At 41.2% G+C, this 13,002-nt stretch carries 14 protein-coding genes, 1 tRNA gene and 1 pseudogene; 7 read left to right on the forward strand and 9 right to left on the reverse strand.

Features of this window, described 5'->3' with window-relative positions:
* The first annotated feature begins 49 nt into the window (after positions 1-49).
* Entirely contained in the window at positions 50-1,174 is a 1,125-nt protein-coding gene (gene sopF, locus J4614_RS01195; RefSeq protein ID WP_023196912.1) for a type III secretion system effector SopF, read from the forward strand.
* A gap of 445 nt (positions 1,175-1,619) precedes the next feature.
* Here sopF and J4614_RS21960 read toward each other — a convergent pair whose 3' ends face one another.
* The 3 genes and pseudogenes from J4614_RS21960 to J4614_RS01205 form a co-directional block, all read right to left on the reverse strand.
* On the reverse strand, positions 1,620-1,847 hold the full coding sequence (locus tag J4614_RS21960; RefSeq protein ID WP_138019799.1) for a hypothetical protein: 228 nt from the start codon (positions 1,845-1,847) through the stop codon (positions 1,620-1,622).
* Positions 1,848-2,168: 321 nt separating this feature from the next.
* Positions 2,169-2,957 (reverse strand): hypothetical protein, encoded by a 789-nt coding sequence (locus tag J4614_RS01200; RefSeq protein WP_001628911.1) that lies wholly within the window; start codon positions 2,955-2,957, stop codon positions 2,169-2,171.
* Between the two features lie 262 nt (positions 2,958-3,219).
* A pseudogene (locus J4614_RS01205) lies at positions 3,220-4,189 on the reverse strand (IS3 family transposase).
* A 605-nt stretch (positions 4,190-4,794) separates the two neighbouring features.
* On the opposite strand from J4614_RS01205, the gene pltB reads away from it, so the two are divergent.
* The 3 genes from pltB to J4614_RS01220 all read left to right on the forward strand — a co-directional run bounded on the left by pltB (position 4,795) and on the right by J4614_RS01220 (position 6,688).
* Positions 4,795-5,208 (forward strand): typhoid-like toxin S-CDT binding subunit PltB, encoded by a 414-nt coding sequence (gene pltB / locus J4614_RS01210; RefSeq protein WP_138019798.1) that lies wholly within the window; start codon positions 4,795-4,797, stop codon positions 5,206-5,208.
* 16 nt (positions 5,209-5,224) lie between these two features.
* Positions 5,225-5,953 carry a typhoid-like toxin S-CDT ADP-ribosylating subunit PltA gene (gene pltA, locus J4614_RS01215; protein ID WP_138019797.1) on the forward strand — a complete coding sequence of 243 codons (729 nt, stop codon included), beginning with the start codon at positions 5,225-5,227 and terminating at the stop codon, positions 5,951-5,953.
* 192 nt (positions 5,954-6,145) lie between these two features.
* Positions 6,146-6,688, forward strand: a complete 543-nt coding sequence (locus J4614_RS01220) for a glycosyl hydrolase 108 family protein (protein ID WP_000158843.1) — start codon at positions 6,146-6,148, stop codon at positions 6,686-6,688.
* Positions 6,689-6,835: 147 nt separating this feature from the next.
* Here J4614_RS01220 and J4614_RS01225 read toward each other — a convergent pair whose 3' ends face one another.
* Together J4614_RS01225 and cdtB are read right to left on the reverse strand one after the other, a co-directional pair.
* Positions 6,836-7,213: a DUF1353 domain-containing protein gene (locus tag J4614_RS01225; protein ID WP_208293030.1), complete on the reverse strand. Its 378-nt coding sequence runs from the start codon at positions 7,211-7,213 to the stop codon at positions 6,836-6,838.
* Between the two features lie 72 nt (positions 7,214-7,285).
* Positions 7,286-8,095, reverse strand: coding sequence for a cytolethal distending toxin S-CDT (gene cdtB / locus J4614_RS01230; protein ID WP_138019795.1), 810 nt, complete (start codon positions 8,093-8,095; stop codon positions 7,286-7,288).
* 497 nt (positions 8,096-8,592) lie between these two features.
* Between cdtB and J4614_RS01235 the strand changes: the two genes are divergently transcribed.
* A complete protein-coding gene (locus J4614_RS01235) occupies positions 8,593-8,757 on the forward strand; it encodes a hypothetical protein (protein ID WP_001036547.1) in 165 nt (54 codons plus the stop codon).
* A gap of 217 nt (positions 8,758-8,974) precedes the next feature.
* Here the strand turns inward: J4614_RS01235 and msgA are convergent, their stop codons facing one another.
* The 4 genes from msgA to pagD all read right to left on the reverse strand — a co-directional run bounded on the left by msgA (position 8,975) and on the right by pagD (position 10,950).
* A complete protein-coding gene (gene msgA, locus J4614_RS01240; RefSeq protein ID WP_000497451.1) occupies positions 8,975-9,214 on the reverse strand; it encodes a virulence protein MsgA in 240 nt (79 codons plus the stop codon).
* 190 nt (positions 9,215-9,404) lie between these two features.
* A complete protein-coding gene (locus J4614_RS01245) occupies positions 9,405-9,926 on the reverse strand; it encodes an RICIN domain-containing protein (protein ID WP_024134268.1) in 522 nt (173 codons plus the stop codon).
* Between the two features lie 416 nt (positions 9,927-10,342).
* Positions 10,343-10,555 (reverse strand): cold shock-like protein CspF, encoded by a 213-nt coding sequence (cspF, locus tag J4614_RS01250; protein WP_001537306.1) that lies wholly within the window; start codon positions 10,553-10,555, stop codon positions 10,343-10,345.
* A 131-nt stretch (positions 10,556-10,686) separates the two neighbouring features.
* The gene (pagD, locus tag J4614_RS01255) at positions 10,687-10,950 is read right to left on the reverse strand and encodes a virulence protein PagD (protein ID WP_001605721.1); all 264 of its coding nucleotides are present in this window, start codon (positions 10,948-10,950) and stop codon (positions 10,687-10,689) included.
* A gap of 806 nt (positions 10,951-11,756) precedes the next feature.
* Here pagD and pagC point away from each other — a divergent pair.
* Together pagC and J4614_RS01265 are read left to right on the forward strand one after the other, a co-directional pair.
* Positions 11,757-12,314 carry a virulence membrane protein PagC gene (pagC, locus tag J4614_RS01260; RefSeq protein WP_000789469.1) on the forward strand — a complete coding sequence of 186 codons (558 nt, stop codon included), beginning with the start codon at positions 11,757-11,759 and terminating at the stop codon, positions 12,312-12,314.
* 405 nt (positions 12,315-12,719) lie between these two features.
* Positions 12,720-12,796, forward strand: a tRNA-Arg gene (locus J4614_RS01265).
* Positions 12,797-13,002 lie beyond the last annotated feature (206 nt).

Consider the following 13,002-nt stretch of genomic DNA (forward strand, 5'->3'; position numbering starts at 1 on the left):
ATACATCAGCGAAAGTGAATACTATTAGTCGTAAAAATTCAGGAGACATATGCTCAAACCTATCTGCTATAGTGGAAGTGTAAAGGTTCCGGAATATCTGGAAACAGATAAGGAAAAAAATGTCGGACATACTCCTCTGTCTTCAGACATTCAGCAAGTTAAAAATGTTGTTGAAGATGTTCCGCCATTTCCAGAAAGCAGAGCGGCGAGAGGTTCTGTAAGCGCAGCGTACAGGCTTTCTTTTGACGAAGTGTTTTGCGGTATCAGCAATGAAGAGCGTAAAAAGGCGTATGGTCGCCTTTTTGGAAAACAAGTACTTGCGCATATTCATTCCAGGTGTCAGCGCGACGCTGACATAATAAGAGAAAAAGCGCTCAGGCGGATAAGCCGTGAGTGTGGTGCCGAAATAGATTGCACTCTTTTGCTAAATAAGATGGTGGATGTTTTACAAAATGCCCGGTTGACAATAAATTTTAATGCAGCAAAAATTGACTTTGTCTCTCTCTTAAAAAATAAAGAATATCTGAACTCTTATGCATTAGGTTGCAGACCAGGCGATTTACCTGCTTATAATGTCGGACGTGATTCAGTTGAAACTAAAGCATTTGAACTGGAGAAGCTTGCAGATTCACCTTATGCCCCATATGGTCAGACAGGCGGTTTTTCCGTAGCATATACTCCCAATAGTAGAACCTTTAGCCCTACAAGCAGACCAATTTATGCTGCACTGGACTTTCTGAACGGTAAAAATGGAGGTGCCAGCGCCTATGGGAAATCATTTTTTGAATTAAATGATAATGTAAAAACAAATTGTACATTCTCACCTTTTGATACCTACGGCCACAGATTTGGTCTGGATACGAGTAAATTATCTACATTTTGGCATATGGAGAACCTGATTGCATCCTGTCAAAATGATTTTTTTGGTTATAATTGCTTTAAGAGTTTGGTTAAAATGGCTAAGGGCGAAAAGTTTTTAGCTCACTCTAATTATGGTACAGGCTATGAAGGGAATTATATAGAGGCTCATATCCATGGTGATGTATGCTTATTTAGAGATATAAAACACGTTTATTTGTCTTTGCAAGAAAATTCTTACTCGAAAAGTCAACTATATGATTATGCAAAACAAATAAACCAGGCGCTTAATAGAGACTGCATAATATTATATTGACAAGCTTATTATCAGGCTCTTTAAAAGAGCTTTAAATGATCATGAGTGCATACTCCTTGAGGTAGGCAGTAGCTGCTATCTGTTTATATTTATTAGCTTAGGAACAATCTGGCAGATACCTGGGTGGCACTCCAGTATGGCCTGGCAAAATAGAGGAATATGGACCAGCAGAAGCGCCTGCTGGCTACTTTTCACTTAAATCGCTGAACTTCACCGGCGCTACAGATGAAGCTACCTTCACAGTCATCAGGTGGCCTGCATTACCACAGGAGTGATTTACTGGCTATCGATATTCCTGCTCATATCAATGACAGTATTGCGCTCTTTCCCGTACATTCCTCTCCCGACCTGTCGCATGGTCCAGTACATGGCAGTCCTCTTCCACTTCGCTACGTCTAATTTTTTGTTTTTAAGTTGCTCTGTTTTATTACGCTGAATTTGTACCTCAAAACAATAATTTCAAATACTTATTTGAATATTTTTTTATGATTTTTTCACGAAATGAGTAAAAAACAAAATGAAGAATGAGATACATAATTAATGCAATAAAAAAGGATATCACACCAATTGATGGTCCTGTTTTGTATACGAATAACATGCATAAAAATATAGCAAATAGATCAAGGGAAATATTCGTGATGAAATCAGTAATTATTTTGAAAAAATTCTTCATATTGCCTCTTTAAACTATCTATCTTATTCGTCATTTTTAGGCCGGGCAGTGCTCGAAATTCTCACGTACAACGTATACGCTCCGGTTTCTGCGCGCTGCCCGGCCTTACACTGGCTCCAACAAGTACGCCCACTGGACTAGGTTCCTGGCGTCACATAACTTCACCTGGTTATCCAAAAAAGACTCAATAAATAAACATCTTGAGTACGAAAAATTACAGTGTCAGAGAATGAAATGGCGATTCGCTGTCTTCAGGCAGTGCTTTAGTACCTGGCACGTGTTCTTTCGCGCTATAATTTTTATCAATGTTTGTATCGCCTACTATTTTTTAAATGTCTGCTGTATTTCGTTCATCTTTTCAGCTGCTTTTTTACGCTGACTTTCAATGTCTTTTCTCGATTGTTCAACAAGTTGCTGTGCTTTTTCGGCTTCTTTTTTGGGGTCGAAAGGTTCTTTGGTCTCATATCCGGCAATAGAACCATCCTTATTTAAGGTCATTACCGCACGTGCTGTATTTTTAGCAGTAATGGTAATGTCATAGACGAATTCGCCATTATGAGCTATCTCTGCTCGTACAATGATATCGCTATCTTCCGTAACGGAAATGATGCCACTGGCGTTAGCGCGTTTAATTGTTTCCTTAATACGCTCTGGTATAATGCTGAAATTGATCGAGTCGAATTTGAATAAAGCTTCTTTTAGTGCTTCTTGTTTTTGCTCCTCGGTTATAGTGCCAAAGATGGTTAAGTTGACAGGCGAAGGTCCCCCCCAGTAGCCGTTGTTAAATTTAAACATCTCTACTTTAGCAGGGGTGTTAACGCTTTGTCGAATGAATGAATACCCGCCCTTGAAGAAACGGACTTCAATAATCGCAAGATTGGCTCCACCTTTTGCGTTGATATTGGCAATAGCTTTTTGCATTTCGGCTTTATCGTAAAAGAACATTGATTGCTGGTGCTCTTTTTGCTGGATTTCTTGCATGTATTTTTCTTGATTTTTTTCAGCTTCCACCATGGCATCTTTATCGTTATCACAGGCGCTAATTAGAGTTGCTGCGATGAAGGTAATCGGAAGTAAGAGATTTTTATATGTAACATGTATTTTATTCATGTGAAGTATTTTCATTATTTATATAAAATAGATGCCTTAACTAGTCAAGGCTATCCTGGAAACATAGTAATAATACGTATGCATCTCTGCAGTAAGTTTTAGTCATGCTGGTTTTATTTCAGATTTTTACCTGTTACTTTTTGTTCGTAAATAGATATTTTACGTATTGATGATCAACTTAGAACCTATCCCAGTAGGCGTAATCGTTAAAGCCAGTTTGGCGAATAAAAGTGACCTTGGCCCAAATTCAGTAAGTGCTAAATCAGAGATCTTCGTCTTTCCGGAGACTTCGGATAAATTCAGCCGGAGTCATGTCATTTAATGATGAATGCGTTCTCTCATGATTGTATTCCCTGCGCCAGTTGCCGAGTTTTTCCTGCGCATCTTCCAGTGACAGGAACCAGTGATTGTTCAGGCATTCATCCCGCAGACTGCCATTAAATGATTCAATAAACGGGTTATCTGTCGGCTTTCCGGAGCGCGAGAAGTCCATTGTGACGCCGTGTTCATACGCCCATTTATCCAGACTTTTTGAGATAAACTCGCTGCCGTTATCCGTCTGGATTCGTACCGGCAGCCGCTTATCCGGCACCCGCAGTGCCTCCATTATTCTGGCAACATCCTCGCCTTTTAACGATTTTCCGGCATGGATCGCCAGGCATTCCCGACTAAAATTATCCACTACAGTCAGCGCCCGAAAACGCCGCCCGTTAAACAGATTATCTGGCACAAAATCCATACTCCAGCACTGATCGACATGCGTCAGGACCAGGCGCTGCTGACGGCGTGCTGCACTGACATGTCTGCGGGGGCGTTTTCTGCGCAGATTCAGGCCTTCCGGACAATAAATCCGGTGGGTTTTCTTGTGGTTAACAGGCCATCCCTCCCGGCGCAACTGAATATGAATACGCGGGCAACCGTAGCGTATCCGGGTTTCCGCTATTTCCCGGATACGCAGGGTTATCGCCCGATCGTCACGACGGCTCTGCCAGTGGTAAACGGTTCTGCTCTGCATCAGCAACCAGCATCCCCGCCGGACGCTGATTCTCATCCTCCAGTTGCCGCAGACGCCGCAGCTCCGTCACGCCCGGCCCGGCAAATTTTTTCTTCCAGTTGTAAAATGTGGCTTCAGAAATTCCCATCTTTCTGCAGACTTCCCCGACGCGGGTGCCAGTTTCAGCCTGTTTCAGGGCAAATACAATTTGTTCTTCGGTATAACGGGTCTTTTTCATGACAATGCGCCTTTCTGTGAGATGGAAGAAAGCCCGGAAACTTCAGTTTAGACTGGTACTGTTTACAGGGGGAAGGTCAACAATAGGGTGACTAAATTGCCTGACACTTTACCTGGAGGGTACAGACTGATTACGCGGGTAGGATCACTACACTGGAAAAAGATTGCCAGTTAATAAGATGTCGTCCATGATTCAGTTGGATGATAATGATTTATTCCCCACTCTTTGATCCTATAATAGTGATCTGATAGTTATCCAGAACGTTCTTGCAAAGAGCGGACTTGTTAAATTATCGTCAATTTCTTAATGAGTTATGTCCTGCTTTGCTGAAAATGAAAACCAGTAGACAGACGACGGCGATCAATATGAGCCGGAAGTACCTGTGTTATTACCGTGGCAGGAATTCTGTAACTGATAAAACAGGTGTGCTTATTATCAGTGATGAAATTTTTATATATGTATCAATTGCTATTCACAAGTAATTTGAGTGTTTGTTGTGGTTGGTAACATTGTGTTGAAGTAAATCATGATAGACTGGATTTAGATGTGATGAGATATAATAAATTTGTGCTTTGTTAATTATTTTAAATGTACAGGAGAGTAGTATGTATATAAATAAGTTTGTGCCTGTTTATACATTATTAATTCTCATTTATTCTTTTAATGCCAGCGCTGAGTGGACAGGAGATAAAACGAACGCCTATTACTCAGACGAAGTTATCAGTGAATTACATGTTGGTCAGATAGATACTGGTCTTTATTTTTGCATAAAAACGGTTAAAGCTAACGGTAGTGGTATACCTGTTGTTGCATGTGCGGTATCAAAGCAGAGCATATGGGCACCCTCCTTTAAAGAACTTCTTGACCAGGCAAGATATTTTTATAGTACAGGGCAATCCGTAAGGATTCATGTTCAAAAAAATATCTGGACCTATCCGCTTTTTGTAAATACCTTTTCAGCAAATGCTCTTGTGGGACTATCATCGTGCAGTGCGACACAATGCTTTGGACCCAAGTAAGAGGGGGGAAGAAATAATGAAAAAGTTAATACTCTTAACCTTATCTATAGTTAGCTTTAATAACTATGCAGTAGATTTTGTGTATCGTGTGGACTCAACCCCGCCGGACGTTATTTTTCGCGATGGGTTTTCACTACTTGGGTATAACCGTAACTTTCAGCAATTTATCAGTGGAAGGTCATGTAGTGGTGGAAGTAGTGACAGTCGCTATATTGCAACAACCTCAAGTGTTAATCAAACATATGCTATAGCCAGAGCGTACTATTCTCGCTCAACATTCAAAGGTAATTTATACAGATATCAGATTCGTGCAGATAATAATTTCTACAGCTTGCTCCCATCCATCTCCTATCTGGAAACGCAAGGTGGTCACTTTAATGCTTATGAAAAAACGATGATGCGATTGCAAAGAGAGTATGTTTCCACATTATCTATTTTACCCGAGAATATTCAAAAGGCCGTGGCGCTTGTTTATGATAGCGCAACAGGTCTGGTAAAGGATGGTGTAAGCACAATGAATTCCAGTTATTTAGGTTTAAGCACTACGTCTAATCCTGGCGTGATACCTTTTCTTCCGGAACCGCAGACGTATACCCAACAACGAATTGATGCATTCGGCCCATTAATAAGTTCATGCTTTTCAATAGGTAGCGTATGTCAATCACATCGAGGGCAAAGAGCTGACGTATACAACATGTCTTTTTATGATGCAAGACCTGTAATAGAACTTATATTTTCTAAATAAATGAAACTTACCTATGTTGCCTATTAAATTAAACAGACCGTTTATTAGTGGTCTGGTTAATATTGTTTATTAAGTTGGCTATCCACTTAAATATAAATTGTTTATATACTTCAATAAGTTTTTTATCAGATTCATTGCATTATCAATCATAGCATTCAGGTACGTATTTTATTAATATTAGAAGGAGTCATTATGACTAAAGATGAAATCTTTGCAGCTATCCTTAGTAGAGAAGGTGGTTACGTTGATCACCCTGACGACAGGGGGGGACCAACGCATTGGGGTATAACCCTGACGACGGCCCGGGCTAATGGCTATATGGGGGATATGCGGAATCTTACCCGTAATCAAGCATTAAAAATCCTTGAGGCAGATTATTGGTATGGTCCACGACTTGATCAGGTTGCCATTATCTCTCACTCTATCGCAGCTGAGCTTTGTGATACTGGTGTGAACATGGGACCCTCAATCCCGATTAAGTACTTCCAGCGTTGGCTTAATGTTTTTAATGATCAGCAAAAAATTTATCCGGATTTGATAGCAGATGGTCAGATTGGGCCACGGACGCTTTCGGCACTAACATTTTTTCTCTCTCACCGGAGAGATGAGGGCGAAATGATACTTATCCGGGCATTGAATTGTAGTCAGGGACAACGCTATCTGGAGTTAGCTGAAAAGCGCCAGGCGAATGAGTCATTTGTTTATGGATGGATAAAGGAACGGGTAAGGTTGTAATCCCCTTACTTACCACTATGGCGGTTTGTGATGATAGCATATAATGATATATTCATACAGAGAACTGGTGAAAGCCACTAAGTCTCATTATTACTATATTAAGGCGTCAGGTTTTTCTATAGTTCTTTGTGTGTTAAAAACGAGAAATTAATCATGTTGTATGGTATGAGAATGATAGTATTTCCAGCCAAATATTCTTACGGCTAAATACATTATTATCCTTTTCCATTTTGGCACGCCCAGAACTTTCATTCCATCCAGGAATATGAGATCGGACTCTTTTCTGTTACGTAATGGATAATGATACAGGTAGTCATGAATGATTGCCGCTTTGGCATATTCACCATCCGGTGGTAATAATGACCAGAAAATACGCGGAACAGTGGCAAGGTCGGTAACGAATCCTACCGGTACTTCAATGACATCATTTTTATCTTCACTGAGATAAAACCTGAATGGCTCATAAACACGCCATTTATAATGACCTAACATTTCCATAATTGCTGGACTGGTAAAACAACTCATAATTTTACCTTATAATAAATATATATTCTGCACCTTACGCTCAAAGTACATGTCGTCAACGCTATTTACTCATTAACAGCTTCGTGCCAAAAAGGCTACGGGATAATGATCAGAAGCGAGTTGTGGATTACGTAATGCTTCAACCCTTTGTGAATAAGGTGCTCGATCGACAATGACCCCATAATCTAAAATACCACCGCCAATTTGCGTGGGTTCTGTAGGTGCGAGTACGGCTACAACTCGTTCCAGATGCTCAGTCATCAGGTCATTTTCAAGTCTGTCTGGGCTGCGATTAAAATCCCCGGCAAGAAACCAGGATAAATGCCGCATCTGAGGTTGTCTAAAAAAATTAATGGTAACCCTGACAATAGCTGCAGCATCCGGACCTCCACTAGCCAGTGCGTGCGCTGTCAGAAAAACATCATTACCCAGTCCGATGCCAATGACGGGGCGAGATGCGACAGTTGTCGGACGCAAGACATAAACATTATCCGCTCTTTGTCTGGAAACTATTGCCAGATTAACACGGCGTGCTCCAACATCAATAGCCGAGTGGTAGATATATCTTATATCCTGACGGCTGGTGGTTCCGAGATTCCAGGTGTATTCATCAATGGGAATACCCACTCCAAAAGGCTGAATATGTCGTCCGGTAGGAACCGCTGAGGTGGGAACAGTACCGGCCTCCTGTACCATAAGAATATCCACACCGGCAGTACCACTTAAAAGCTGTCTGACATTGACATTCCATTTACTTTCTGTAGATGCTGAAGAGCCCTGAAGATTCCAGGTCATAACTTTGTAGTCACTGATATTAGCGCAGGCAAAAGAAATATAGCTGCAGATGATCATGGTCAGAAGGAAAAAAACAGGTTTTTTCATGATATCTACTCTCCCGATTATTACTTTTTTATCTGAATGATATATGTGTTCATAACCCATTGTTTCATGACGTTGATTTTATTCTGGCAATGCCTGACTTGTTTCTGGTTCTATGTCTTATGCAGATAGTAAGATACATAGCCTAACGTCAATAAAACTAAAATAGATGTCTATTACAGAGGTAAAATGATAGTTTATTCAGTACAATCAATTAATTATTGTTAATACCAAAGAAACAACTATAGATAAACAACTAACTGAATTTAAAACTACATTCACTTATCTCATTGTAACTGTATTGGGTTGATTTATATGCGGAAATAGAGATTCGATATCATTAGTACTTTATAAGTAAACATAAATTTTTAATTACCAGGATTATTATATCCCTGTGTGGAAGGTAACATTTCATCTATTCTCATTCTTGTAGTGACACAGTAAATTTGGTCACCTGATTAAAGGTGATATTCTCACCTCAACACAAAACAGGTGACTTAATGAACAAGAAAACCGGACAAATTAATGGATACATCTTGAACGACTACAATAGCGTCAGGCCTCACCATTATAACGGTGCACTGATGCCGGAAGAACCTGAGAACAGGTACCGTTTTTACTGTAAAACCGTGACCAATATTATCGATGCGCAGCAAAACGTATAATTCGTTGATAGGGCTTACAGGCGTGGCACTGGGCAAAACGTTCAGTGGCAAGGACCGGCGCTGGAGCAGTCGGCATTTGGCAAATAGCATATTGACCACGCGATAAACGCCAACTTCCGCTACATGTTCTGAGTGGTGGCGTTTGCGTTATATCGTCACAGACAGCGCCTCAGGGCGCTGTTTTCGATCGGATATGTCGCTTTCGCAGGAGGGGACGTTATTCGGCGACCAGCCACATATCAGCCTCTTCAAACATCTCTTCCAGCATACGGTGCAGCCGTTCTTTCTCGGTTTTTGTACAGTCACTGTTTAATGCGTTCGCCTGCATTGGCTTAACTTTCACTTGCGCATCGGGAAAAAGTTGATGTACACGTTTTGTGAGTTCATTGAGGATGATTTCGCGTGCGCCTGGCAAACCTTCAACATTTCGCTTGTCATAAACGAGTTCGACGAACATCGCCATTTCCTTTTTACTGGTTGGATGACCAGTATTTAAGCTGGGTATATAACCTGTGTCAAGGTTTAGCCGCCGTTTTGTCATCCTGACGTTGCGGGCGTAAAGTAAATTGACCGCACGTGGAAGTAAAGGTCGCTAACCTGTTGTCGTGTCATGAGGTTAGCGGCTCTCTCTTCACAGCGGTGTCCTGCTACCTGATGGTAAATTCCAGGGCACGACTAAAATCGCAATCGGCCAATACAACAGGGTCGCCTTTTCTGACAATAATGCTATTTGTGCCCAGGCATTTTCGGCTCTGTTTCCCCTTAATTTTGTTATCATCAGTGAGCCAGCGCTGGTTATCATTACCCGTGCATGAATAAAGAATGATTGGCGTGCCTTCTTTCGTACCCTGTCCTGCAGCATCCAGACATTTCTCACCCTGCATGATTCTGTCTCGGTGAAATGAGAAAAGCTGAGATTGCACATGCTTACACTCCCGCAGCGTCAAACGATTCTGTTGATCTGGGCCTGTATCAAGGCACAGACCATCAGTTGTCCGAATTTGTTCCGCGTCATTTATGTAATAACCACCGGAATTAATTTGGTTTTGTGTAATGACCGGGAACGACAAATTAATACTATAAGGTGCGGGTAAGCCGTTCGTCGTACATCCAGATAAAATAGAGGAGAGGCAGAGAACCAGTGTAGTTTTTCCTGAAAGCAAAGTCATTCAATTATTACCCTAAAAATAAATAGCGTTACAACTATATTGGCGATTTATACCCACTGAATATGACGTAGCATTGAGCGGCAATAGAGATAATTCCGATAGAATCACATAAATACTTCGGTTAAATGCGCGCAGCCAGCCACTCCTGTGACGATGGGTATATAGCGTTAAATACTTTTGCAATATTAGATGCTATCACAGTGAAAAACGGCTGTACATTTCTTCACGTTAAACAAAGTGAGAAGGGGGCTGACACCCGATATATGATAAGAGAGGTCACGGGAGTCATCAGCAAAATAAATCCTTTAGATTTTCGCCACTGAAAACATTCTGCAGCCTTTCAGGCAAAGCCTCATAGCAGACTGTGGAGGTATACGGGCTCGCTAAATTTTTCTGAAAAAATGCCGAGGGACGAATTATGAAAGATAAACGTTGGCGGCGGTAGGTCCGCGGAGGCCATTAATACGACAAAACTCAACGCGTATACCGGGGATAAGCGCTTCTGTTTCGTGTTGGCGACATGCTGAAATGTGGACCTGAACATCTTTGCGTCCATCGGAGGGGGTGATGAGACCTTTACCGCTCTTACAATCAAAGGTTTTGACAATTCCTGTCATTTTACGAGACAAATAAATTCCTTAATGGGGATAACGAGGCGCACTATACACGTCAGGATAAATAATGCCAGCTATATTTGATGGCAATCAAGATTTCCGGACGGCTAAAAGTAGTCGTTCGGCACCATTGTAGATAAAGAACATTATGTTCTGGAGAAAGTATTCCCTTTCCTGGCGTCATTGACTGGTGCGGACATCATGGGTTTTGCCGTCGGGCAGGATGGTGAACTAATCTGCCTGGCTTGCTTTTTATCGGTACTTGCAGGCGGCTGCGGGGTTTTACTACCAAAATCGTAGATAAAAATTTCCCATGATGCCTGTTGTAAACCAGGATAATGGCCTGAACTGGCCAAAACATGGAATGAAAAAATAAGTAATGACCAAAGTATAAAAGCATGATGTTTCATAACGCCTCCTGTTATACGCAATGACTTGTGAAGTGCATCTCCAGAATTATGGAACGTCATTGGCATTTTTTATTCAACGAAGAGTTAACCATTCTTAATAATAATGGGTTTTATAGAGAAATAGACTTTTTTATCGGGTTTTCAATATTTGCGTCCGTTATTATTTTTCTGGAATGTAAATTCTCTCTCAACACAGGTGATATTTATATTGTAATTGTGGTATTGATTCTATTCTTATAACAAGAAATGTTGTAACTGATAGATATATTAAAAAGGTTAAATCGGAGCGGGAATAAAGCGTGCTGAGCATCATAGTGAATATGGTTACGGCACCAGCGATGGCATATAACGGTATTTCGGCTGGAGCGTCAAGTGAGGGCTGTGAAGCACAATGAGATATGTTCTGGTTATATGGCGAGTTTGCTTACTGATATGTTTCTAGTCGCGCGGCGTCAGTGCTCTTAGCATGGTTGTTGGATTTTTCTTTAAATATCAAAAGGTTACGTGGTGAATTTATTGTTCCATAGTGGCTAAATACTTTATGGTTTCTGTTAAATATATATGCGTGAGAAAAATTAGCATTCAAATCTATAAAAGTGAGATGACATTGTAGAACCGGTTACCTTAAGGAGCGATAGAGAACTTCGGTAGTAAAAATCTCTTTCAGGAAGTAAACGTATCAGGAGCGATAGTGGTGAATTATTCGTGGTTTTGTCGATTCGGCATAGTGGCGATAACTGAATGCCGGATCGGTACCGCAGGTGTTTAAACACACCGTAAATAATAAGTAGTATTAAGGAGTTGTTATGAAAAATATTATTTTATCCACTTTAGTTATTACTACAGGCGTTTTGGTTGTAAATGTTGCACAGGCCGATACTAACGCCTTTTCCGTGGGGTATGCACAAAGTAAAGTTCAGGATTTCAAAAATATCCGAGGGGTAAATGTGAAATATCGTTATGAGGATGACTCTCCGGTAAGTTTTATTTCCTCGCTAAGTTACTTATATGGAGACAGCCAGGCTTCCGGGTCTGTTGAGTCTGAAGGTATTCATTACCATGACAAGTTTGAGGTGAAGTACGGCTCTTTTATGGTTGGGCCAGCCTATCGATTGTCTGACAATTTTTCGTTATACGCGCTGGCAGGTGTCGGCACGGTAAAGGCGACGTTTAAAGAACATTCCACTCAGGATGGCGATTCTTTTTCTAACAAAATTTCCTCAAGGAAAACGGGATTTGCCTGGGGCGCAGGTGTACAGATGAATCCGCTGGAGAATATCGTCGTCGATGTTGGGTATGAAGGAAGCAACATCTCCTCTACAAAAATAAACGGCTTCAACGTCGGGGTTGGATACCGTTTCTGAAAAGCATAAGCTATGCGGAAGGTTCGCCTTCCGCACCGCCAGTCAATAAAACAGGGCTTCTTTACCAGTGACACGTACCTGCCTGACTTTTCTCTCTTCGTCATACTCTCTTCGTCATAGTGACGCTGTACATAACATCTCACCAGCATAAGCACAGATAAAGGATTGTGGTAAGCAATCAAGGTTGCTCAGGTAGGTGATAAGCAGGAAGGACAATCTGGTGTAAATAACGCCAGATCTCACAAGATTCACTCTGAAAAATTTTCCTGGAATTAATCACAATGTCATCAAGATTTTGTGACCGCCTTCGCATATTGTACCTGCCGTTGAACGACTACTGAAAAGTAGCAAGGTATGTATCTTATCCAGGAGAGCACCTTTTTTGCGCCTGGCAGAAGTCCCCAGCCGCCACTAGCTCAGCTGGATAGAGCATCAACCTCCTAAGTTGATGGTGCGAGGTTCGAGGCCTCGGTGGCGGTCCAATGTGGTTATCGTATAATGTTATTACCTCAGTGTCAGGCTGATGATGTGGGTTCGACTCCCACTGACCACTTCAGTTTTGAATAAGTATTGTCCTGCAATACTGTTACAGAATAATTTCATTTATTACGTGACAAGATAGTCATTTATAAAAAATGCACAAAAATGTTATTGTCTTTTATTACTTGTGAGTTGTAGATTTTTCTTA

Source organism: Salmonella sp. 32031103-2018-00083-FB-01-SM-01 (genome assembly GCF_017571995.1).
In the GTDB taxonomy this organism is placed as follows: domain Bacteria; phylum Pseudomonadota; class Gammaproteobacteria; order Enterobacterales; family Enterobacteriaceae; genus Salmonella; species Salmonella enterica.

What these genes read in the sequence shown, in the direction of transcription:
- J4614_RS01225 (WP_208293030.1), bottom strand. Translation starts at nt 7,213, where the DNA reads ATGAGTTGTTTTACCAGTCCAGCAATTATGGAAATGTTAGGTCATTAT.
- J4614_RS01200 (WP_001628911.1), bottom strand. Translation starts at nt 2,957, where the DNA reads ATGAATAAAATACATGTTACATATAAAAATCTCTTACTTCCGATTACC.
- pltB (WP_138019798.1), top strand. Translation starts at nt 4,795, where the DNA reads ATGTATATAAATAAGTTTGTGCCTGTTTATACATTATTAATTCTCATT.
- J4614_RS01220 (WP_000158843.1), top strand. Translation starts at nt 6,146, where the DNA reads ATGACTAAAGATGAAATCTTTGCAGCTATCCTTAGTAGAGAAGGTGGT.
- cdtB (WP_138019795.1), bottom strand. Translation starts at nt 8,095, where the DNA reads ATGAAAAAACCTGTTTTTTTCCTTCTGACCATGATCATCTGCAGCTAT.
- pagD (WP_001605721.1), bottom strand. Translation starts at nt 10,950, where the DNA reads ATGAAACATCATGCTTTTATACTTTGGTCATTACTTATTTTTTCATTC.
- pagC (WP_000789469.1), top strand. Translation starts at nt 11,757, where the DNA reads ATGAAAAATATTATTTTATCCACTTTAGTTATTACTACAGGCGTTTTG.
- J4614_RS01245 (WP_024134268.1), bottom strand. Translation starts at nt 9,926, where the DNA reads ATGACTTTGCTTTCAGGAAAAACTACACTGGTTCTCTGCCTCTCCTCT.
- sopF (WP_023196912.1), top strand. Translation starts at nt 50, where the DNA reads ATGCTCAAACCTATCTGCTATAGTGGAAGTGTAAAGGTTCCGGAATAT.
- msgA (WP_000497451.1), bottom strand. Translation starts at nt 9,214, where the DNA reads ATGTTCGTCGAACTCGTTTATGACAAGCGAAATGTTGAAGGTTTGCCA.
- pltA (WP_138019797.1), top strand. Translation starts at nt 5,225, where the DNA reads ATGAAAAAGTTAATACTCTTAACCTTATCTATAGTTAGCTTTAATAAC.
- J4614_RS21960 (WP_138019799.1), bottom strand. Translation starts at nt 1,847, where the DNA reads ATGAAGAATTTTTTCAAAATAATTACTGATTTCATCACGAATATTTCC.
- J4614_RS01235 (WP_001036547.1), top strand. Translation starts at nt 8,593, where the DNA reads ATGAACAAGAAAACCGGACAAATTAATGGATACATCTTGAACGACTAC.